The following is a 20,274-nucleotide window of genomic DNA, read 5'->3' on the forward strand; positions in this document are numbered from 1 at the left end:
ATACCGTATGATGCCCGCTTTGCCGCCCTTCCCGCCCACTTCCGCCGCCATGTCCACCACTGCCCTGCCAGACGATCCGCCGCCGCAACCGCCCACCAGACCGGGCAATGACGAATGCTGCCACAGCGGCTGCACTTTTTGCGTACTGGAAATGTACCAGGAAGACCTGGCGGCTTACGAAGACGCCTTGCGGGCGTGGCAGCGGCGCCAGCAAGCGGCGCTCACGCCGGCGGCTGCCAAACGCCACCACTCAGCTGGCAAGACGCCCAAGAAACCTTAAAAGCTTTCCCACTCATCGACAGGTGCCGTGCTGCGCGCGGCACTGGCCAGCTTGCGCGGCGCCACCACGGGTGCCAGGCTGGGCGCTTTCGGTACCGCACGGGCTGCGGGCACGGCCACGCTCACGCTATGAACGTCGAGCTTGAAAATACTGACGACCTCGCTCAGGCTAGCCGCCTGCTCCTGCATCGACTCGGCCGCCGCAGCCGCCTCTTCCACCAGGGCCGCATTTTGCTGCGTCACCTGGTCCATCTGCGCGATCGCCTGGTTGACTTGCTCGATGCCGGCGCTCTGCTCGTTGCTGGCGGCCGTGATTTCACTCATGATGTCCGTCACGCGCGTGATGCTGGCGACGATGTCATCCATCGTACGGCCCGCCTGGTCCACGAGCCTGGAACCCGCCTCGACCTTTTCGACCGAATCGCCGATCAGGACCTTGATATCCTTGGCCGCCGCCGCCGAGCGTTGCGCCAGATTGCGCACTTCGGTGGCGACCACCGCGAAGCCACGGCCCTGCTCGCCGGCGCGCGCCGCCTCGACAGCCGCATTCAGCGCCAAGATATTCGTCTGAAAAGCAATGCCATCGATGACGGCGATGATGTCCACGATCTTGCGCGACGATGCGTTGATCGAGGCCATCGTGCCCACTACCTCGTTCACCACCTTGCCGCCTTCGACGGCGATGCTTGACGAGGTCAGCGCCATGGTGTTGGCCTGGCGCGCATTGTCCGCATTCTGCTTCACGGTCGAAGTCAGCTCTTCCATTGACGAGGCGGTTTCTTCCAGCGAACTGGCCTGCTCTTCCGTGCGTGATGACAGGTCCTGGTTGCCGGCCGCGATCTGACTGGACGCCGTCGCAATGGTATCGGTACCGCTGCGCACCTGGCCCACCAGGTTTTGCAGGCTGGCATTCATGTCTTTCAACGCTTGCATCAATTGCCCCGTCTCATCTTGCGACTGCACCACAATGTGCGCCGTCAAGTCGCCGGCGGCCACCTGGCGCGCCACGCCAACGGCTTCGACCAAGGGGCGTGCCACGCTGCGCGCCACCCACAGGGCCAGCAACATGCCCACGACAACGATACCCACCAGCAAACCCGTCAGGCTGGCGCGCGAGGCGGCATAAGTGGCATCCGCGCTGGCGCTCGAACGCACGCCGCCGTCGGTATTGATAGCCACCAATTTATCCAGCGCCAGCATCATGTCCGCCATGACCTTGGCAGACGGCCCCACGGCCAGCGCGCGCGCCTCTTCCTTTTTCATCTCGCGTGACAGGCTCAGCATGCTCGCGTGCAAACGCATGAATTCATCATTGAGCGTCATGAAACGCTCGAAAATTTCCTTTTCCCCCGGTTCGGAAATCAGGGTGCGGTAGTTGTCGCCGTCCGTCTTCAGCTTGGCCTGCGTTTCCGTCATGCGCGTTTCATTCTGCGCCATGTCGGAATCCTGGGCCGCCAGCATGTGCGCCAGTTCCCAGCGGCGGAAATCACTGACATCGCTGCGCATGGACATGGCCGCCAGCACGCTGGGCATCCAGTTGGCCGACAGATCGGTTGACGCGTCATTGATGCGCGCCATGGAAAAAATCGCCGACACGCCGAGTGCCGCCGTCAACAACAGCACGGCGCCAAACGACAAGATCAGTTTGGTAGCAATTTTCAGATCAAAAAACCATTTCATGCGTTGCTTCCTTCATTAATCAGTGGGGCAAAACAGGCGCGCACGGGTCAGATGCCGGTACGGCCAGGAGCGAAGAATGACCAAGCGTCGCAGCTTGGGCCGACGCAGTAAGCCGCAGAGCCAGGACACGAATCGGTGCAACAGGCCGGCCCGCCACGGCGGACCATACTGAAACGCAAGTCAAATTTCCGCAATGCAACATTTTATCATCGTGACTCCAGGCCGCAGAACGGTTTGATCAAGGCATGCCGTTAAAGTTCGCTTTATGCCGGCTACCTGTCGCATTTTTGCCAAATCACTGTTATTTCCATATGGAAAAATTAAAAACCTGGCGTAGGAGTCGGATGACACGAGGCAATGTTCCTAGCCTACATAAGCGCGTCGGCTCATCTGATGCCGGGCAACGCGGCATCGTCTTATAGTGGAGACATCAGCACAACGCTAGCAAGCCAGAAGCGCAGCGCCATCCAACAAAATCAGAAGACGAGGCCATATCATGTACAAAGCTTATAGCAACCTGACACCAGCAACGAACAACGCCGCCCGCCACGACTGGCAAGCGGCTCCGGCAAAGACGCCGGCCACGCCCATGATCAGCATCACCGGCGCCCAACAGAACGAATTGCTGCGCGCCTTGTCGCGCGCCGATCTGGAACGCCTGTTTTGCCAACTCGAACTGGTCGCCTTGCCTGCTGGCAAGCATTTGTTCGATTGCGGCGGCAAGATTGAGTACACGTATTTCCCCACCAACGCCATCGTTTCCCTGCTGTATGTCATGGAAGACGGCGCCACCACAGAGATTGCCGTCATCGGCCGCGAAGGCGTGGCAGGCGTGGTGCTGTATGAAGCCGAACGCGCCACCTGTACGGCCATCGTGCAAAGCGCGGGCTATGGCTACCGCCTGAAAACGGCTTTCCTGCGCGAAGTGTTTAATGAAGGCGGCGCCCTGGCGCAATTGCTGATGCGCTACACCAGCGCCATGTTTGCGCAAATGGCACAGAATGTCGTCGGTGGCCGCCATTGCAGCATCGAGCAAAAACTGTGCCGCTGGCTGCTGGATCGCCTCGACCGCTCGCTGTCGAACGAGCTGAAAGTCACGCAGGACACCATGGCCAACATGCTGGGCGTGCGCCGCGAAAGCGTCACCGTCACGGCGCGCAAGCTGCAGGACGAAGGCCTGATCCAGTATCGCCGTGGCACCGTCGAAGTGCTGGACCGCGAAGGCCTGGAAGTGGCTGCCGGCAATTGCTACAAGGCAGCGCGTGCCGGCTTCGAACAATTCCGCAGCGGCATCAGCGCGCATAATTAAGCTTAAGCGCGATCGCCAGAACATCGCCTGAAAAGCACGCTGCGGCGTGCTTTTTTCATGCCCATCAAGCACTCAAAACGTGCGTCATGGAAATACTCTGTGTGCTTCAATGTGCATCGCACCATACCCACTTTGACCAACCTCAAGGAGTATGCAATGAGCGGCACATTACGTGAGCTATTGATCGGCACCTGGCAATTGCAGTCCTACACGGAAACGGCGGTTGGCGAATCGCAGGCCTCGTATCCACTGGGCGACGATGCGCAAGGCACCATCCTGTACGCATCCGACGGCTACATGGCGGCGCAACTGATGCGCCAGGGCCGCAAGGCCTTCTCGGGCGGCGACCTCTACCAGGCCAGCGCCGAGGAATTCCGCGACGCGGCAAGCGCTTACCTCAGCTATTCCGGCCCCTACCACGTCGATGAGCAGCGCGGCTTGCTCAGCCACTGCGTGGAACTGTCCCTGTTTCCCAACTGGATAGGCCAGGTACAGCAGCGGGTCGCCAGGCTCGACGGAGACACCTTGCACCTGAGCACCTACAAACCCATGCTGGCGCGCGGACGCGAAGTGATCGCCCACCTGCGCTGGAAACGCGCCACGGTGCCCACCGGCTACGCTTGATCCACGATGGGCATGCCACGCGGCCACCAGCCAGGCACGCCGTCCTCGAACGAATGATAGGCCGGCGCGAACGCCGCCTGGTCCGGCTCGTCAAAACTGCCCACCAGCAAGGCAATCGTCGGCGCATCGTCGATGGCGCCGATGGAGCTGCCGCACAGGGCGCAAAAGGCCCGGCTGGAATCAGCAGAGGAACGATACACGGCCGGCGCGCCGGCCGTGCCCGTCCAGCGCACCTGCTCACAGGCAAATTCCACCCATGCGGCCAGCGGCGCGCCCGTATGCCGCTGGCAAAAACGGCAAGCGCATCCATGCGGATTCGCCCCCTCGCCCGTCACCTCAAAGCGCACGGCGCCACATAAACAGCCTCCTTTTTGCACCACCTGATCCATCGTATTTCCTTCCGCGTTAATCGAACGACAGCGAGCCGGTACAATAATGCCATCAATATGTTTCTGACTGAAAGATTCGATGGACGACATCAATTGCGAAGGACTGCCGCACATCCGCGTGCTGGCAGGTGAAAATAAAAGCGGCCCCGTGTACGAAACGCTGCCCGCGCGGCAGATTGACGAGCACGTATACGAACTGCTGGCCTCGCCCGGCCTGACCCTGAACCTGGCGCGCGGCGACATCGTCAGCATCGCCGACCCGCTGGCCCCTGCCGAAGTATTAAAGCGCGGCGGCAACTTCTGCATCCAGATCTACGCCGATGAACTGCCACAATCGGCGATCGACCACCTCGAGCGCGAAGTGCAAGAGCAGCTGGGCGGCACGCTCGACGGCCAGTACAAGGGCAACCTGGCCTTCAGCGTGCCCGGCCATCACGGTATCTACGATGTCAACGGGCCCTTCGACGCCTTCCGCGAAGCAACAGGTGTGGAATGGTATTTCGCCAACATCTACGCCAACCTCGACGACGATGATGACGAAACCTTGCTCAAATGGTGGGAAGCGATGTAAGCACCCGACCGATGATGGCTGAGGTGGCATGTTGTCCTCGCCAGCCGCCAGCTGTCCCTGTGCCGAACACAGGCGAATCTTGCCGTCATGGGCGGATACAGCAGCGCTGCCTCATCGGACAACCTCAGCCCGCAAGGCCAGCATGCCGCCAGTGCGGCTGGCGCCAGCACATCGGCGAGCGCCCGGCTGGCAATGAAAAAGACGGGTGCCACGCCGTCCGCATGCGCTGCAATACAACGCTGCCACAACGGCGCCGCAGCTGGTGGTGTCAGCGCCTGCACCTTGACGCTAACGCTAGCTCGATCATGAGCCTGGGACGCAAATCAGGCATCGCCGAGGGTGAAAGCGATAGCAGCTGAACGCATGGAAGGGGCCATCAGAACTCATCAGTACGTGCTACCATGCAAGATGGATTCACTGCTTTCAAGACATGCCATGAAGTACAACTTGTTTCTGTTTGACCTGGACGATACCCTGCTCGACTTCCGGGCGTCCGAAAAACGCTCGTTTCTGCACACCATGCACACCCTGGGCTTGCGCGACGGCATTGATGCCCTGTTCACGCGCTACCAGGAAATCAACGTCGACCTGTGGAAACGTTTCGAGCTGGGCACGGTGAGCAAGGACTTCCTGAAAGTGGAACGCTTCCGCAAGTCCTTCCAGGAAAACGCCATCGACCTGGACCCGGAACTGGCCAGCCGCCTGTACCTGGAGTCCCTGCCCGACACGGTGGTGCTGATCGACGGCGCCAGGCAAGTGTGCGCGGCCCTGTCGGCCATCGGCGAAGTGGGCATCATCACCAACGGCGTCGAAGCCATCCAGAACCGCCGCATCGCCGCCTCCGGCCTGAGCGACTACATTTCCTTCGTCGCCACCTCGGAAGCGTGCGGCCACGCCAAGCCGGACGTGCGCTTCTTCGAATATGCCGCCAACATGGCCCGCGCATTCAGCAAGGATACGACCATCATCATCGGCGACCGGCTCGATGCCGATATCCTCGGCGCCAACCGCTATGGCATCGCCAGTTGCTGGTTCAACCCGGACGGCATGGCCAATACCTCGGCCGCCATCCCCACTTATGAAGTGGCCAGCCTGCACGCCATCGTGCCAGCGCTGGACATGATGCAGGTCAACTTGAAACAGGCTTGATCTTCCACAAGCGCACCACCTGAAATACGCTGACAGCGGCACGAAAATACGCCGCTGTTCGCGTAGAGTGAAGGCAAGCGCCCTGCCTGCCTGAGTTCGCGTCAAGCGATCAATCGCGCGTCAGCACTTCTAATAACTCAATCTCGAAGATCAAATTGGAGTGCGGCGGAATCAGGCCCACCTGCCGCTCGCCATACGCCAGCGCCGCCGGCACCCACAGCTTGCGCGTGCCGCCCACCTGCATGCCATGCAAACCCAGAATCCAGCCCTGGATCACCTTGTTATTGCTCAACACGCAGCGGAACGGCTCGCCCCGCTTGTGCGACGAGTCAAACTCCGTGCCATCTTCCAGCCAGCCCCGGTAATGGGCCGTGACCAGCGCGCCGCGTGCCGCCGCCTTGCCGTCGCCGACGACGATATCGTCAACCTTCACTTCAGCCGTCATGTCGAATGATCCTTCATCAATTTACGATGCCGCGATTGTACGACAGCATGAAAAAAGCCCCAGCAGTTACCCGCTGGGGCTAATTCTATTATTGCAAATTCTGGTGGGCCTCCCGTGAGTCGAACACGGCACCAACGGATTATGAGTCCGCTGCTCTAACCAAGCATGAGCTAGAGGCCCGGGGACTGTGGCGTGGCGGCGCTATTGATGCCCGCCTCGCGTGACCGTTTTGGAAACGGACACGCGAGGATAGGGGTATCAGGGGCGTACGTCAAGCCCTATTGGCTTCTAGTTGCCTTCCAAGAAGCTTTTCAGCTTGTCGGAGCGCGAGGGGTGGCGCAGCTTGCGCAGCGCCTTGGCTTCGATCTGGCGGATGCGCTCGCGCGTCACGTCAAATTGCTTGCCCACTTCTTCCAAGGTGTGGTCGGTGGACATTTCGATGCCGAAACGCATGCGCAGCACTTTCGCTTCGCGTGGCGTCAAGGAATCGAGCACGTCCTTGACCACGCCCCGCATGGACGCGTGCAGCGCCGCGTCGGCCGGGGCCAGGGTGTTGTTGTCCTCGATGAAGTCGCCCAGGTGGGAATCGTCGTCGTCGCCGATCGGCGTTTCCATCGAGATCGGTTCCTTGGCGATTTTCATGATCTTGCGGATCTTGTCCTCGGGCATTTCCATCTTGATCGCCAGGGTGGCCGGATCGGGCTCCGCGCCCGTTTCCTGCAGGATCTGGCGGGAAATCCGGTTCATCTTGTTGATCGTCTCGATCATGTGCACGGGAATGCGGATCGTGCGCGCCTGGTCGGCGATCGAGCGCGTGATGGCCTGACGAATCCACCAGGTCGCATACGTCGAGAACTTGTAGCCGCGGCGGTACTCGAACTTGTCGACGGCCTTCATCAGGCCGATATTGCCTTCCTGGATCAGGTCGAGGAATTGCAGGCCCCGGTTGGTGTATTTCTTGGCGATCGAAATCACCAGGCGCAAGTTGGCCTCTGTCATTTCACGCTTGGCCTTGCGCGCCTTCATTTCACCGGCCGCCATCTGACGGTTGATGTTGCGCAAGTCCGGCAGCGGCAGCACGACCCTTGCCTGCAGGTCGATCAGGCGCTGCTGCAGTTCCTTGACGGTCGGAATGTTGCGGCCCAGGATGGCGCTGTACGCGTGTCCTGCGTTGACTTCGCCATCGACCCAGTCGAGGTTGGTTTCATTGCCCGGAAACACCTTGATGAAGTGGGCGCGCGGCATGCCGCAGCGGTTCACGGCCACGTCGAGGATCTGCTTCTCGATATGGCGCACTTCGTCGACCTGGCCACGCAGGGTGTCGCACAGCTTTTCCACGACCTTGGCCGTGAAGCGGATGCCCAGCAACTCTTGCGAAATGGCTTCCTGCGCCTTGGCGTACGGTTTCGAGTTGTAGCCCTCTTTCTCGAAGGCGCGGCGCATCTTGTCGAACTGCTGCGAAATGACGGCGAATTTTTCCAGCGCCGTGCGTTTCAGGGTTTCCAGCTGTTCCGCGGAGAAACCGGCGGCGCCCGAAGCGCTCGCTTCTTCTTCCTCCTCTTCTTCCTCTTCTTCCGCTTCGCCTTCTTCCTCGTCTTCCTCGACGGGCGCAGCCACGACAGGGGCGGCGACGGGTTCGTTCTCATCGACGAGGCCGTCGACGATTTCGTCGATCTTGATCTCTTCGTTGGCGATGCGGTCGGCGGCGGCGATGATTTCGGCGATCGTCACGGGACAGGCGGAAATGGCCTGGATCATGTCTTTCAAGCCATCTTCGATGCGCTTGGCAATCTCGATCTCGCCTTCGCGCGTCAGCAGCTCGACCGAGCCCATCTCGCGCATGTACATGCGCACGGGATCGGTGGTGCGGCCAAAGTCGGAGTCGACGGTGGACAACGCGGCCTCGGCCGCCGCTTCCGCCTCGTCATCGCTGGTGACGACGGCGACGTTATCGGACAGCAACAACGTTTCCGCATCGGGCGCGTGCTCGTAGACGGCGATCCCCATGTCATTGAAGGTACCGATGATGCCTTCGATGGCTTCCGGATCGACGATGTTTTCGGGCAAGTGATCGTTGATTTCCGCGTACGTCAGGAAACCGCGCTCCTTGCCGAACTTGATCAGGGTCTTGAGTTTCTGGCGCCGGCGCTCGAGTTCTTCCTCGCTCGCTTCCGTGTCGGAAGAAAACGCATCCTTCAGCAGCGCGCGCTCTTTCGCCTTGCGGTCCTTGGCCTTGGCCTTGTCGACGGCCTTCAGTTCGGCCCGCTCGACGGCATTCAGCGCGGCGACTTCATCATTTTCTGGCTGGAATTCTTTAGGCTTGCGGCCGCGGCGGCCTGGCACTTTTACCGACGGCAAGACATAACCGGACGTATCGATGGCCGCCAGGGTGGCGGCGTCGGTGGTCTGGCTGACCACAGGCGGCGCGCTGGTCACGCGCGCTTCTGGCCGGTCGAGCGCCTTTTCGGCTTTCGTGGTAACTTTAGTGGGCTTTGCAGCCGCTTTGGATTCGGGTTTCTTGATTGGCACAGGCGCTTTCGATTACACAACGACTTGCTTTACGGTGGATTAGGATAAAGTTTGCTGCCGGCTCCCTGTCTACCTGCGGGAACCACCATCTTCGAACCTGCCGACTACGCAAATTCGACACTGTTACGTTACTTACACCTCATCGGCCACGATCCGCGGGAACCGCAGCAATTCCTGTCCACCGACTGTCGCCAGCCGCGTCGGCAGAAAATGCTGCATCCGACCGCGTTGGGAGCGAGAGCCTGGCGCGGCTTGCCAGCGTCTGCAAGCCATGCTTGCAACGCAGCAAACGCCCGTTGGCCCTGGCTGCCGACACGATTTTTGCGCCGATCAAGAGCCTAACTTACTGAAAACAAATACTATTTACGAAACAGAACTAGCTTGCCAAAGCACACAATACTTAGCATTTAATTATAGCACGCGAAAAATGTTTTTCCAGTGCCCGCCATACCCTCAGAGCAAGATTAACGATTCACCAATTCCGCGTCGCGTTCGCGCTCCAGCGCCCCTTGCTCCTGCATGATTTCGCGGTAGCGTACACCAATTTTCTCGGATGGCAAACCCGAGGCAAACAATTGCTGCAATTCCGCCTTCAGGGCATTCAATTTGATCTCGCGGATGGTGCTTACCAGCCACGACAATTCACTGTCGTAATCGGACTCCGTGCCGGCCGCGATCTCGCCGATAATCTCGTCATATTCGCTGCCCAGCTCCTTCAATTGCTGCGCCAGTGCGGCAAAGCTGCCGTGTTCGCCCAGTGCCTGGCCCACCGCCACCAGCTGCCCCAGGCTGTGCGCCGCGTCCGGCCCTAGGTGCTGGAAGGCGGCCAGGGCCGCCTCGTCGATGCGCAGGGTCAGCGGCGGATGCGCCACCAGCATGCGCATGATCTTCAATTCCAGCCCCACGGGCACGGGACGGCCCGATTTCGGCGGCGCGCGGTGCGCCACGGCAACGGGTTTGGCCAGCTCGAACAAGGCCTCGATCTCGGCCGGCGTGGACTGCGTCAAGGACGCCAGTCCCCGCACGATCTGCAGACGCAAGGACGATGGCGCCATCAGCTGCAGCAGGGGCTTGGCATCGAACTGCACCCGGGCACGCCCTTCCGGTTCCGACAGATCATGCTCGCCCGACACTTCCTTGAGCAGGAATTGCGACAGCGGCATGGCTTCATGCACTTGCTGTTCAAAGCCTTCGGCGCCGAATGCACGGATATAACTGTCCGGATCGTGTTCCGATGGCAAGAACAGGAACTTGATGGTCTTGTTGTCCGACACATGGGCCAGGCTCGCCTCCAGCGCGCGGCGCGCGGCGCGGCGGCCGGCCTTGTCGCCATCGAAGCTGAAAATCACGTTATCCGTCTGGCGCAGCAGCTTTTGCACGTGGGTCGGCGTGCACGCCGTGCCCAAGGTCGCCACCGCTTGCGGGAAACCCATCTGCGCCAGCGCCACGACGTCCATATAGCCTTCCGTCACCAGCACATAGCCGGCGTCGCGGATGGCCTGGCGCGCCTCGAACAACCCATATAGTTCGAAACCCTTGGAAAACAAGGGGGTTTCCGGCGAATTCAGGTATTTCGGTTCGCCATGGTCGAGCACGCGGCCGCCAAAGGCGATGACTTGCCCCTTGGTATTGCGAATCGGAAACATGATGCGTTCGCGGAAACGGTCATAGCGCTTGCGGTTGTTGCCTTCTTCATCGACCTTGTCGATCACGAGACCGGCCTCGGCCAGCGCCACCACGTCGTAGTCGGGGAAGACGGAACGCAGATTATCCCAGCCCCCAGGCGCGAAGCCCATGCCGAAGCGAGCGGCCACTTCGCCCGTCAAGCCCCGGTTCTTCAGGTAGGCGATGGCTTCCGGCGCGTGGCGCAATTGCCCCCGGTAATAGTCGCACGCCTGCGTCATGGCGTCGGACAGGGCCAGGCTCTGCGCCTGGATCTGGGCGCGCTGGGCTGGCGGAATCTTGTCGTCCGCCTCCGGCACGACCATGCCCACGTTCTGCGCCAGGTCCTTGACGGCATCGACGAAGCCCATGCCCGAGTATTCGATCAGGAAACCGATCGAGGTGCCATGCGCGCCACAGCCGAAGCAGTGATAGAACTGCTTGGTGGGGCTGACGGTAAAACTGGGCGACTTTTCACTGTGAAACGGGCACAAGCCCATGAAATTGGCGCCGCCTTTTTTCAGTTGCACATAGCGCCCCACGACATCGACGATATCGACGCGGTTGAGCAAATCGGAAATGAAGGATTGAGGTATCACTGGCGAGGGCGGGTCTTGTTATAGGTCAGACTATACTACCGCACGTGGCCGGAGGTTGAGCCAGGTCAACGTGTGGGCGATTGAGCGGCTGCCAGCGCGACGACTGGCAGCCCTTGCTACTATTGTTGCTTACGCGGCTGGCGTCAAGGCTTTCTTGACCAGCGCGGACACCACGGTCATGTCGGCACGGCCAGCCAGCTTCGGCTTGACGATGGCCATGACCTTGCCCATGTCTTGCGGACCGGCGGCGCCCGTGGCAGCCACGGCGGCAGCCACTTCGGCCGCTACTTCCTCGTCCGACAGGCCGGCAGGCATGTAGCCGATCAGGTGCACCAGCTCGGCTTTTTCGATATCGGCCAGGTCGGCGCGGCCACCCGCTTCGAACTGGGTGATCGAATCCTTGCGCTGCTTGATCATCTTTTCCACGATGGCCGTCACGTGCGCATCCGTCAATTCGATGCGCTCATCGACTTCCTTGCGCTTGATTTCCGCCAGCAACAGGCGAATCGTGCCCAGCTTGCCCGCATCCTTGGCGCGCATGGCGTTTTTCATGTCTTCGGTAATTTGTTCTTTCAAGCTCATGGCAATCCTCGTTGGTCAGTGGGGTGGGTGCTCGTGCGCACGGCTCATGTCAGCGGGCCACAAAAGCGAAAACCCGCTGCGGCGAACCGGAGCGGGTATGCGACTCATCTGAAGCAAAGCCTCAGGCGAATCAAAACAAAACCCGTGGCGAACAATGCGCCGTACTACCCGGGTTGGTTCTGACTGGACAGTCTTAGAATAATTTTTTCGGCAGTTGTTGGCTGCGGATGCGCTTGTAATGACGCTTGACAGCAGCGGCCAGCTTGCGCTTGCGCTCAGCTGTTGGCTTTTCGTAGAATTCGCGAGCGCGCAATTCGGTCAGCAGACCCGTTTTTTCGATGGTGCGTTTGAAGCGACGCATTGCGACTTCGAACGGCTCGTTTTCTTTAAGGCGAATAGTGGTCATGTAAAATTCAAACCGTTGAGGTGGTGTATAGGAAGAGATAGATAGTAGCAGCTTTTATTCGGAAAGGGAAGCCCCTCCCCCACTTGCGTGCGGCATGCAGCCTCGGATTGCCATCCGGCTGTGGCGTAAACCACGCATCAATGGCTGGCGTACCGGGCGCCAGCCACCATCTTACCCAGTTGTTTACTGCAAGGCAATTCCCGCCGCCACGCCCGAGGCCCAGGCCCATTGGAAGTTGTAGCCGCCCAGCCAGCCCGTCACATCCACCGATTCGCCGATGAAATACAGGCCCGGCACTTTATTGGCCATCATGGTCTGCTGCGACAGCTCGCGCGTGTCGATGCCGCCGCGCGTCACCTCGGCCTTGCGGTAGCCTTCGGAACCGTTCGGCACGATGGACCAGGCATTGATGGCCTGGCCCAGCTTGCGCAGCTGCGCATCGGGCATGTCGGCGATGCGCGCGTCCGGCGCCAGGCCGTGGACGGCCAGCAGGCAGTCGGCCAGGCGCTGCGGCAGCCATTGGGCGACGATATTGCCCAGCTGCTTCTTGAGGGTGCCCTTGCCTTCGATCAAGGTCTGCGCCACGTCCACTTCCGGCAGCAGATTGATGACGATGGGCGTGCCGGGCAGCCAATAGCTGGAAATCTGCAGGATCGCCGGACCGGACAGGCCACGGTGGGTGAACAGCAAGTCTTCGCGGAAACGCGCGCCTGTCGCCTTGCGGCCTTTCAGGCTGCCCGTCTCCACGTCCACTTCCAGGGCGATGCCGGACAGTTCCGCGAACGGCGCCCAGCTGGCCGGATCGAACGTCAGCGGCACCAGGGCCGGACGCGGCTCGACCATGTTCAGTTCGAATTGTTTGGCGATGCGGTAGGCGAAATCGGTGGCGCCGATCTTCGGGATCGACAGGCCGCCCGTGGCGATGACGATGCTGGCCGTCTCGATGTCGCCGCTGTCCGTCTGCAGCACGAAGCCGCCGTCGGCTTGCTGGGCAATATTGTCGATCTTGCACGGCATGCGCCAGTGCACGCCACCAGCGGCGCACTCGTCCTTGAGCATGTCGATGATCTGCTCGGCCGATTCATTGCAAAACAGCTGGCCCTTGTGCTTCTCGTGGTAGCCGATGCGGTACTTTTTGACCAGCGCGAGGAAATCCTGCGGCGTGTAGCGCGACAGGGCGCTCTTGCAGAAATGCGGGTTTTCCGAAAGGAAATTCTGCGGCGTGGCGTTAATATTGGTGAAATTACACCGCCCGCCACCCGAGATGCGGATCTTTTCGGCCAGCTTGGCCGCGTGATCGATCAACACCACGCGCTTGCCCTGCTGGGCGGCAACCGCCGCACACATCATGCCGGCCGCGCCCGCGCCGATCACTGCCACATCAAATTGTTTTGCCATAGGAATTCCGGTCACCGCTGATTACAAAGACGCCATTGTAAACTGCGGCGACCCGGCTAGCTGGGCTGTGACGCACGGCGTGCCGCAATCTGCCGCGATGCCATCAGGCATTGCGCGACCTGTTCCGCGATCGAAGGCGGCACGGGCACCTCGCCGCGCAGCACGGCGGCGATCCACTGGGCCGTGGTGGCCGCGTCGCGCTCGGCGGGCAAGTGCGGCAAATCCTCCACCTGCAACTGCTTCTCCACCAGCACCGTGCGTTCGCCATCGTGAAACCAGTCGATCTGCTGCGCCTTGTTGGCGTTGGCCACCGTTTCGCCCTCCGTGCCGCGCATGAGGAAGGCGTCGCCGCGCGCGGGTGATGCTGCCGTGAGGAAGTATTCACCGAGCATTTCCAGGTATTCCGGATGCGTGTACGACACCAGGCGCAGGGCCGGCCCGGCGAACGGCTGCATGATTTTCACCAGGGTATGTGTGGAATTGCGCACGCCCAGCACGCGCCGCAGCGACAGCATGTGCGCCAGGCGCGGCGCCAGCGCGTCAATCGGCAGGAAGGCCACCGCGCCGCGCGCCATGGCGGCCTCGGCCTGCGCATGGTCCGCGCAAGCCGGCACGCCCAGCGCGGCCAGCACCTCGGCCGTGGTGATGCGGCCCGGGTCGCTGGTGACACCATGCACGAGCACGGGGGCGCCGGCGCGCGCCAGCAGCAGCGCCAGCAAGGCCGTCAGATTCGCCATCTTGCGCGCGCCGTTGTAGCTGGGAATGATGATGGGCGCGTATTGAGCCACCGGCGCGACCAGCGGGGCGAACGACGCTTCGGCGGCATCGAGGAAACCGGCGATCTCGTCCACGGACTCGCCCTTGATGCGCATCGACAACAAAATGCCACCCAGTTCCAGGTCCGAGACGCGGCCCTCGAGCATGGCGCGGTACAGGGCGCGGGCGTCGTCGCGCGTCATGCTGCGCGCGCCGTTCTTGCCGCGTCCTATTTCCTTGATGAAACGTGCGGCCGGAAAAGGTTCACCGGCCACGTCGGTATGGGGTATGGAAACAGTAGTCATGGCGCCAGCTTACACGGATTTTTCCCTGTAGCGCCAGGCTGGCGGCGATGCAAGGCGAGGATGCAACGGTCGGCGCGAAAAATATTTCCTCAAAAATATGCCCGCGCGCTGAATCCGGCCAGGCGGCCCTTGCGTATATCCCTACACAGGAGGACTCATCATGAACCACGCGATCAAACAGGAAACCACCTTCGTCGGCATCGAAACGAGCAAGCTGCTGCTCAAGGCCGTGCTGGTCTCGGGCGACGAGGTGCTGTGCAAAGTGGTCGAAAACGACCTGGCCGGCTACCGCTGGCTGCGCAGCTGGCTGCAAAAGAACGACGTGACCGTGATGGGCTTGCGCGTCTGCATGCGTCTCGATGAGCCGAACACGGACGCGGCCGCCAGCGCGCTGGCTGGCATGGGCATGCTGGTGTGCGATGCCCGGCCGGGTCCGCTGGAAGCGTTTGCGCGCGGCTGGGGCTTGCCCGATGGCGCGGCGCGCGGCGCCGTGGTGCTGGCCCATTATTGCGCGACGGCCCGCCCCGCGCCCTGGACGCCACCGTCGCCCGCCTACGTGGAATTGCGCCTGTGGCTGCGTCGTCTGCATGCCGTGCGGCAGCTGCGCAAACAGGAAATGGCGCGCCTGGAAGGCCATTTCCACGCGGGGCAGATCGCGCTGCATCAATTGCTGCGCCAGCAGATCGCCTGCCTGGACGCGCAAATCAGCGAGCACGAGGCCGCCATCCTCGCGCACGTGCGGCGCCATCCCGGCCTGCCCAGGCCGCCTGAGCTGGCCAGCGGCTACCAGCGCATCGCCCGCCACACCTTTGGCGCCAGCCTGGCTGGCGGCCATTGAGCGCCCGGCAGCAAGGGGCCGGCCGCGTGCCGGCCCTGCCAGAAAAACAACTCATGCATTCCCGTTTTGGCCCCCTGCCCGCCGCCAGGCCGCATTTCCGCTACACTATTGCCTCTTAAAGAACGCAATAGCGAAAGCCTAGCCAGAACCATGAATACGCCAGACATCGAAAATATCAACGTCACCTCCTTCGCGCCGATGCCCACGCCGGCCGAACTGCACGCCAAGCTGCCCCTGTCGGAGAGCGCCTTCGACACCGTCAGCCGCGGCCGCGAAGCGCTGCGCAACATCATCGACCGCAAGGACCAGCGCCTGTTCGTCGTCGTCGGTCCGTGCTCGATCCACGACCCCGTCGCCGGCCTCGATTACGCGCGCCGCCTGAAAGCGCTGCAAGAGGAAGTCAAGGATACGATGCTGCTGGTGATGCGCGTGTATTTCGAAAAGCCGCGTACCACCACGGGCTGGAAGGGCTATATCAACGACCCGTACATGGACGATTCGTTCAAGGTCAACGAAGGCATGGAAAAGGCGCGCCAGTTCCTGCTCGACGTGTGCGAACTGGGCCTGCCCACCGCCACCGAAGCGCTGGACCCCATCTCGCCGCAATACCTGGGCGACCTGATCGCCTGGACGGCCATCGGCGCGCGCACCACGGAATCGCAAACGCACCGCGAAATGTCGTCCGGCCTGTCGACGCCCGTCGGCTTCAAGAACGGCACCGATGGCGACATCAGCATCGCCGTGAACGCCATCCTGTCGTCGGCGCACCCGCACTCCTTCCTCGGCATTAACGGCGAAGGCAACGTGGCCATCGTGCGCACGCGCGGCAACGCCTACGGCCACGTGGTGCTGCGTGGCGGCGACGGCCGCCCGAACTACGATTCGGTCTCGATCGCCATCGCCGAACAGGCGCTGGCCAAGGCCAAGCTGCCGGCCAACCTGGTGGTCGACTGCTCGCACGCGAATAGCTACAAGAAGCCGGAACTGCAGCCGCTGGTGATGGGCGACGTGGTCAACCAGATCCGCCAGGGCAACCGCTCGCTGGTGGGCGTGATGATCGAATCGAACATCGTTGGCGGCAACCAGAAGATCCCGCAAGACCTGTCGCAGCTGACCTACGGCTGCTCCGTCACGGACGGCTGCATCGACTGGGACACGACGGCCACCATGCTGCGCGACGCGCATGCGCATTTATCGAGCCGCCCTAAATAAACGGCCGGGGTCAGCCCCCCTCTTGCGTTGGCGCTGAACCTGACGTTAGCGGCATGGAGGGTCTGGCCCCATATTCCGTTAAACCGCCCGGCATAAGCCTCTCGCGGATACGAAAAACGGCGCCTCGGGCGCCGTTTTTTTCTCACCCTGCCATCTGCACATGCGGCAGCACGGCGAACGATCCCGCCAGTGCCTGTTCGGCCTTGCTGGCCGGGATATTCAGCTCATTGATGTCCAGGTAGATGCGGCCGTCCAGGATGCGTACGGCGTACATGCGCGCCAGACCCGGCACGGGCGCCACCAGGCGGCCCGAATCGAGCTCGATGATCCAGCTGTTCTTCGGCCCCATCAGATTCTTCTCCATCAGCACCCCGTGCGCCAGCGAGCCGCCCAGGCAGGGCACCGTGTCGAGCAGCGCGTACACCGTATCGTCAGCCGCGCGGAACAGCGCCACGCCCGGCAAATCCTGCCAGGCCAGGCCCCGCTGCACCATGCGCGCGCCCGCCAAAGGCATGTCCTTCAGGCGGCAAATCATTTTCCATTGTTCCGGCATCGCAAGCTCCCGTGAATAAGCACAGAATGCGATAAGCAAGAGCGGTGCCAGTGGCGGAGGTGAACCACCAAGGCGGTATGCCGCCACGTAAGGCCATGATGCACCACCAGAGCGCAAAAATAGTCGGCAACGGTGCATGAAAATAATGTGGCGCTACAAGCGACGCATTATTACCAGTGCAATTTTACTAATTTAATGTATTATTTACATGCATTTTAGATATCATTTCGCTGGAATCCTGCCAATTACCCCACAACGAGGTTCATATGCATCCTTACGCACGACTCGCAGCAATCAGTTTCGCCGCCTTCCTGATGACCCCTGGCGCGCATGCCGCTCCTCCCACCGACCTCGGCTCCCTCACCATCGACTATCCGGCGGGAGTTCAATACTGGTTCGACAAACCGGCAAGTCCCACGCTCGTTTCCAATACACCGGGAGCGGCCACCCTGGATTTCGGCGCAGGCTTAAACAAATACAACAGGACGCCCCTCCTTGGCACGCAATCATTCCAGCTGACGGCAAAGCCTGGCTACAGGATCACCGGCTTCACCTATTCATCTCAACTGTCCGGCCTGTTGCAGGACAGCGAGGCTCCGGCGGGCTACAGCGGGCAACCCGGCCGTGCCACCAGCATCGCCACGGCCTATCTTGCCGTCCACGGCACAGATGGCAAGCAGTTGAGTCTCGTAGGAGCAAGGGAGGAAAATATCAATGGAAACCGCCTGCTCAGTTTCGATACCGGCCTGCTGAATCTGCCTGATACAGTCAACCTTAGCCTCGAAGGCAATCTATTCCTCCAGCTTGGCTATGGCTATTATTACAACGAGTTTGGCGATGAACGGAAAGTGCCATCGAGTGGCTGGCTGGGCGCGGAAAATTCCTTGCTGACTATCCATACGGCCGCTCTGCCAGTACCGGAACCGTCGACCTGGATGATGCTGTTGGGCGGCTTGCTGCTGCCGTGGGCCGTCAGCCGTCGTCAAGCGCGCGCGCGAGCCGCCTGATCGCTCCGGAATATGGGTGCAAATGCCACGTGGCGCTTGCACCCTGGAACCAGCTTGTGGTCTTTCCTTTACAATGGCGGATTACTCCTCCCTATTCAGTACCTTCATGATTGTTCTTGGCGTCGAATCCTCCTGTGACGAAACCGGCCTGGCCTTGTACGACACGCAACGCGGCCTGCTGTCGCACGCCCTCTACTCGCAAGTCGCCATGCACGAGCAATATGGCGGCGTGGTGCCGGAACTGGCGTCGCGCGACCATATCCGCCGCGCCATCCCGCTGCTCGATGAAACCCTGACGAAGGCCGGCATCGGCCTGTCCGAAATCGACGCCATCGCCTACACGCAGGGCCCGGGACTGGCCGGCGCGCTGCTGGTGGGGTCGTCCGTCGCCTGCAGCCTGGGCCTGGCCATCAACAAGCCGGTGCTGGGCATCCACCACCTGGAAGGCCATCTGCTGTCGCCGCTGCTGGCGTCGGAACCGCCGGAATTCCCGTTCATCGCGCTGCTGGTCTCGGGCGGCCACACGCAGCTGATGCGCGTCGATGGCGTGGGCCAGTACACGATGCTGGGCGAAACGCTCGATGATGCTGCCGGCGAGGCGTTCGACAAGTCGGCCAAGCTGCTGGGCCTCGGCTATCCGGGCGGCCCCGCCATTTCGCGCCTGGCCGAATTCGGCGATCCGCTGGCGTATAAACTGCCACGCCCCATGATGCACTCGAAGGATTTCAACTTCAGTTTTTCGGGACTCAAGACGGCCGTGCTGACGGTGGTGAAAAACCATGAAGAAAAAGTCATCGCGAATATCTGCGAACAGGACAAGGCGAACATCGCGCGCGGCTTCGTCGACGCCATCGTCGAGGTGCTGACGGCCAAATGCGTGTCGGCCCTCAAGCACACGGGCTTGAAGCGCCTGGTGATCGCCGGCGGCGTCGGCGCCAACGCGCAGCTGCGCGCCTCGCTCAACGCGGCGGCCGCCAAGAAGCGCTTCAAGGTGTATTACCCGGAGCTGGAGTTCTGCACCGATAACGGCGCCATGATCGCCTTTGCCGGCGCCATGCGCCTGCAGATCAATCCCGCCGCGGCAAAATACGACTACTCATTCAACGTGCGCCCGCGCTGGCCGCTGGACGAGATCCGCGAGATCTGACCACAGCGCCTTACTCCAGCAGGAAATTGCGCGCGCCCGCCAGGGCCGCGCCGTCCGCCAGCGTTTCATCCTTCAGCGCCACGCCCGATACCTGCCTGGCAAATGCCTGCGACAGCAGGTAATGCAGCCGGTACGCCGCCTGCGCATATGCCAGCCCCTCCGGGCGCACGTTCGAGATGCAGTTGCGGCTGTCGTCGCGCAGACCCACTTTCGGCGCCCACGTCAGGTACAGGCCCAGGCTATCGGGGGAACTGAGGCCCGGGCGTTCGCCGACCAGCACCAGCACGGCGCGCGCCTGCAGCAACGCTCCCACTTCATCGCCGATGGCCACCCTGCCCTGCGCCACGATGTGCAGCGGCGACAGCGTCCACGCTTCCTGCATCAGCCGCTCGCGCAGCGCGGCGAGGAACGGCGCCGCGTGGCGCTGCACTGCCAGCGCCGACAAGCCGTCGGCCGCCACCAGGGCCAGGTCGACATCCGTGCCATCGTTGCCGCCAGCGGCCAGCCGCGCGCGCGACGCCGCGTCGAGCCGGCGCCCCAGGTCGGGCCGCTGCAGATAATCGCTGCGCGTGGCCGCCGCGCTGTGCAGCTGCACGCACGCCTGCCCCTGCTGCGCCAGGGCGCTGGCCAGCCCTTCGCCATCGAGCGCCAGGTGCACGGCATCGCGCGCCTGCGCGTGGGCCAGCTGGAACGCCAGGTGCGCGCCGGTGGGCAGGCTTACGCCCCGGCGCCCCAGCCCGATGCGCGCAGCCGTATGCAGGCGCAAGGCTTGCCATGCACTGCCCGCATCACTGTCCTTTTTCGCCATGGTGCCCTCCCGGTACACGCGTATCC

General features: G+C 61.9%; 20 protein-coding genes and 1 tRNA gene. 9 read left to right on the top strand and 12 right to left on the bottom strand.

Going from position 1 to position 20,274, the window contains the following annotated elements; translation table 11 throughout:
• The first annotated feature begins 7 nt into the window (after positions 1–7).
• Positions 8–280 carry an oxidoreductase-like domain-containing protein gene (locus BM193_RS05775; RefSeq protein WP_254785858.1) on the top strand — a complete coding sequence of 91 codons (273 nt, stop codon included), beginning with the start codon at positions 8–10 and terminating at the stop codon, positions 278–280.
• On the opposite strand, the gene BM193_RS05780 is transcribed toward BM193_RS05775, so the two are convergent.
• Complete coding sequence (locus BM193_RS05780) at positions 277–1,959, bottom strand: methyl-accepting chemotaxis protein (RefSeq protein ID WP_092796086.1); 1,683 nt, start codon at positions 1,957–1,959, stop codon at positions 277–279. The genes BM193_RS05775 and BM193_RS05780 overlap by 4 nt on opposite strands.
• A gap of 589 nt (positions 1,960–2,548) precedes the next feature.
• Here BM193_RS05780 and BM193_RS05785 point away from each other — a divergent pair.
• Both BM193_RS05785 and BM193_RS05790 read left to right on the top strand, forming a co-directional pair.
• Positions 2,549–3,268 carry a Crp/Fnr family transcriptional regulator gene (locus BM193_RS05785; RefSeq protein ID WP_092796088.1) on the top strand — a complete coding sequence of 240 codons (720 nt, stop codon included), beginning with the start codon at positions 2,549–2,551 and terminating at the stop codon, positions 3,266–3,268.
• Between the two features lie 156 nt (positions 3,269–3,424).
• Positions 3,425–3,892, top strand: a complete 468-nt coding sequence (locus BM193_RS05790) for a lipocalin-like domain-containing protein (protein ID WP_092796090.1) — start codon at positions 3,425–3,427, stop codon at positions 3,890–3,892.
• Here the strand turns inward: BM193_RS05790 and BM193_RS05795 are convergent.
• Positions 3,883–4,281: a GFA family protein gene (locus BM193_RS05795; protein ID WP_092796092.1), complete on the bottom strand. Its 399-nt coding sequence runs from the start codon at positions 4,279–4,281 to the stop codon at positions 3,883–3,885. The genes BM193_RS05790 and BM193_RS05795 overlap by 10 nt on opposite strands.
• 79 nt (positions 4,282–4,360) lie before the next feature.
• Here BM193_RS05795 and BM193_RS05800 point away from each other — a divergent pair, with 79 nt between their 5' ends.
• Together BM193_RS05800 and BM193_RS05805 are read left to right on the top strand one after the other, a co-directional pair.
• Positions 4,361–4,852: a DUF4265 domain-containing protein gene (locus BM193_RS05800; protein WP_092796094.1), complete on the top strand. Its 492-nt coding sequence runs from the start codon at positions 4,361–4,363 to the stop codon at positions 4,850–4,852.
• A gap of 435 nt (positions 4,853–5,287) precedes the next feature.
• On the top strand, positions 5,288–6,001 hold the full coding sequence (locus BM193_RS05805; RefSeq protein WP_092796096.1) for a YjjG family noncanonical pyrimidine nucleotidase: 714 nt from the start codon (positions 5,288–5,290) through the stop codon (positions 5,999–6,001).
• Between the two features lie 109 nt (positions 6,002–6,110).
• Here BM193_RS05805 and BM193_RS05810 read toward each other — a convergent pair whose 3' ends face one another.
• The 8 genes from BM193_RS05810 to ybiB all read right to left on the bottom strand — a co-directional run bounded on the left by BM193_RS05810 (position 6,111) and on the right by ybiB (position 14,683).
• Entirely contained in the window at positions 6,111–6,446 is a 336-nt protein-coding gene (locus BM193_RS05810) for an FKBP-type peptidyl-prolyl cis-trans isomerase (RefSeq protein ID WP_092796098.1), read from the bottom strand.
• Between the two features lie 101 nt (positions 6,447–6,547).
• Positions 6,548–6,626: transfer RNA gene (locus BM193_RS05815), tRNA-Ile, on the bottom strand.
• 108 nt (positions 6,627–6,734) lie between these two features.
• Complete coding sequence (gene rpoD, locus BM193_RS05820) at positions 6,735–8,975, bottom strand: RNA polymerase sigma factor RpoD (protein WP_092796101.1); 2,241 nt, start codon at positions 8,973–8,975, stop codon at positions 6,735–6,737.
• 464 nt (positions 8,976–9,439) lie between these two features.
• Positions 9,440–11,236: a DNA primase gene (gene dnaG, locus BM193_RS05825; protein WP_092796104.1), complete on the bottom strand. Its 1,797-nt coding sequence runs from the start codon at positions 11,234–11,236 to the stop codon at positions 9,440–9,442.
• A 129-nt stretch (positions 11,237–11,365) separates the two neighbouring features.
• Positions 11,366–11,818 carry a GatB/YqeY domain-containing protein gene (locus BM193_RS05830; RefSeq protein ID WP_092796106.1) on the bottom strand — a complete coding sequence of 151 codons (453 nt, stop codon included), beginning with the start codon at positions 11,816–11,818 and terminating at the stop codon, positions 11,366–11,368.
• A gap of 193 nt (positions 11,819–12,011) precedes the next feature.
• A complete protein-coding gene (rpsU, locus tag BM193_RS05835; protein ID WP_008451879.1) occupies positions 12,012–12,224 on the bottom strand; it encodes a 30S ribosomal protein S21 in 213 nt (70 codons plus the stop codon).
• Between the two features lie 183 nt (positions 12,225–12,407).
• Positions 12,408–13,637 (bottom strand): BaiN/RdsA family NAD(P)/FAD-dependent oxidoreductase, encoded by a 1,230-nt coding sequence (locus BM193_RS05840; protein WP_302848137.1) that lies wholly within the window; start codon positions 13,635–13,637, stop codon positions 12,408–12,410.
• A 41-nt stretch (positions 13,638–13,678) separates the two neighbouring features.
• Entirely contained in the window at positions 13,679–14,683 is a 1,005-nt protein-coding gene (gene ybiB / locus BM193_RS05845; protein WP_092796111.1) for a DNA-binding protein YbiB, read from the bottom strand.
• A 160-nt stretch (positions 14,684–14,843) separates the two neighbouring features.
• Here ybiB and BM193_RS05850 point away from each other — a divergent pair, with 160 nt between their 5' ends.
• Together BM193_RS05850 and BM193_RS05855 are read left to right on the top strand one after the other, a co-directional pair.
• The gene (locus tag BM193_RS05850; protein ID WP_092796113.1) at positions 14,844–15,521 is read left to right on the top strand and encodes a hypothetical protein; all 678 of its coding nucleotides are present in this window, start codon (positions 14,844–14,846) and stop codon (positions 15,519–15,521) included.
• Positions 15,522–15,671: 150 nt separating this feature from the next.
• On the top strand, positions 15,672–16,733 hold the full coding sequence (locus BM193_RS05855; RefSeq protein ID WP_092796115.1) for a 3-deoxy-7-phosphoheptulonate synthase: 1,062 nt from the start codon (positions 15,672–15,674) through the stop codon (positions 16,731–16,733).
• A gap of 142 nt (positions 16,734–16,875) precedes the next feature.
• Here the strand turns inward: BM193_RS05855 and BM193_RS05860 are convergent, their stop codons facing one another.
• Positions 16,876–17,286 (bottom strand): Rieske (2Fe-2S) protein, encoded by a 411-nt coding sequence (locus BM193_RS05860; protein ID WP_139176035.1) that lies wholly within the window; start codon positions 17,284–17,286, stop codon positions 16,876–16,878.
• 266 nt (positions 17,287–17,552) lie between these two features.
• Between BM193_RS05860 and BM193_RS05865 the strand changes: the two genes are divergently transcribed.
• Together BM193_RS05865 and tsaD are read left to right on the top strand one after the other, a co-directional pair.
• Positions 17,553–18,293, top strand: coding sequence for a PEP-CTERM sorting domain-containing protein (locus BM193_RS05865; RefSeq protein WP_092796119.1), 741 nt, complete (start codon positions 17,553–17,555; stop codon positions 18,291–18,293).
• A 106-nt stretch (positions 18,294–18,399) separates the two neighbouring features.
• The gene (gene tsaD, locus BM193_RS05870) at positions 18,400–19,440 is read left to right on the top strand and encodes a tRNA (adenosine(37)-N6)-threonylcarbamoyltransferase complex transferase subunit TsaD (RefSeq protein ID WP_092796121.1); all 1,041 of its coding nucleotides are present in this window, start codon (positions 18,400–18,402) and stop codon (positions 19,438–19,440) included.
• 10 nt (positions 19,441–19,450) lie between these two features.
• On the opposite strand, the gene eutC is transcribed toward tsaD, so the two are convergent.
• On the bottom strand, positions 19,451–20,248 hold the full coding sequence (gene eutC / locus BM193_RS05875) for an ethanolamine ammonia-lyase subunit EutC (protein ID WP_092796123.1): 798 nt from the start codon (positions 20,246–20,248) through the stop codon (positions 19,451–19,453).
• Positions 20,249–20,274: the final 26 nt, after the last annotated feature.

The organism is Janthinobacterium sp. 344 (assembly GCF_900112025.1).
Lineage (GTDB): Bacteria > Pseudomonadota > Gammaproteobacteria > Burkholderiales > Burkholderiaceae_D > Janthinobacterium.

What these genes read in the sequence shown, in the direction of transcription:
- BM193_RS05795 (WP_092796092.1), bottom strand. Translation starts at nt 4,281, where the DNA reads ATGGATCAGGTGGTGCAAAAAGGAGGCTGTTTATGTGGCGCCGTGCGC.
- BM193_RS05810 (WP_092796098.1), bottom strand. Translation starts at nt 6,446, where the DNA reads ATGACGGCTGAAGTGAAGGTTGACGATATCGTCGTCGGCGACGGCAAG.
- BM193_RS05785 (WP_092796088.1), top strand. Translation starts at nt 2,549, where the DNA reads ATGATCAGCATCACCGGCGCCCAACAGAACGAATTGCTGCGCGCCTTG.
- BM193_RS05850 (WP_092796113.1), top strand. Translation starts at nt 14,844, where the DNA reads ATGAACCACGCGATCAAACAGGAAACCACCTTCGTCGGCATCGAAACG.
- rpsU (WP_008451879.1), bottom strand. Translation starts at nt 12,224, where the DNA reads ATGACCACTATTCGCCTTAAAGAAAACGAGCCGTTCGAAGTCGCAATG.
- BM193_RS05855 (WP_092796115.1), top strand. Translation starts at nt 15,672, where the DNA reads ATGAATACGCCAGACATCGAAAATATCAACGTCACCTCCTTCGCGCCG.
- tsaD (WP_092796121.1), top strand. Translation starts at nt 18,400, where the DNA reads ATGATTGTTCTTGGCGTCGAATCCTCCTGTGACGAAACCGGCCTGGCC.
- BM193_RS05860 (WP_139176035.1), bottom strand. Translation starts at nt 17,286, where the DNA reads ATGCCGGAACAATGGAAAATGATTTGCCGCCTGAAGGACATGCCTTTG.
- ybiB (WP_092796111.1), bottom strand. Translation starts at nt 14,683, where the DNA reads ATGACTACTGTTTCCATACCCCATACCGACGTGGCCGGTGAACCTTTT.
- BM193_RS05775 (WP_254785858.1), top strand. Translation starts at nt 8, where the DNA reads ATGATGCCCGCTTTGCCGCCCTTCCCGCCCACTTCCGCCGCCATGTCC.
- eutC (WP_092796123.1), bottom strand. Translation starts at nt 20,248, where the DNA reads ATGGCGAAAAAGGACAGTGATGCGGGCAGTGCATGGCAAGCCTTGCGC.
- BM193_RS05830 (WP_092796106.1), bottom strand. Translation starts at nt 11,818, where the DNA reads ATGAGCTTGAAAGAACAAATTACCGAAGACATGAAAAACGCCATGCGC.
- BM193_RS05780 (WP_092796086.1), bottom strand. Translation starts at nt 1,959, where the DNA reads ATGAAATGGTTTTTTGATCTGAAAATTGCTACCAAACTGATCTTGTCG.
- BM193_RS05805 (WP_092796096.1), top strand. Translation starts at nt 5,288, where the DNA reads ATGAAGTACAACTTGTTTCTGTTTGACCTGGACGATACCCTGCTCGAC.
- BM193_RS05790 (WP_092796090.1), top strand. Translation starts at nt 3,425, where the DNA reads ATGAGCGGCACATTACGTGAGCTATTGATCGGCACCTGGCAATTGCAG.
- BM193_RS05800 (WP_092796094.1), top strand. Translation starts at nt 4,361, where the DNA reads ATGGACGACATCAATTGCGAAGGACTGCCGCACATCCGCGTGCTGGCA.
- BM193_RS05865 (WP_092796119.1), top strand. Translation starts at nt 17,553, where the DNA reads ATGCATCCTTACGCACGACTCGCAGCAATCAGTTTCGCCGCCTTCCTG.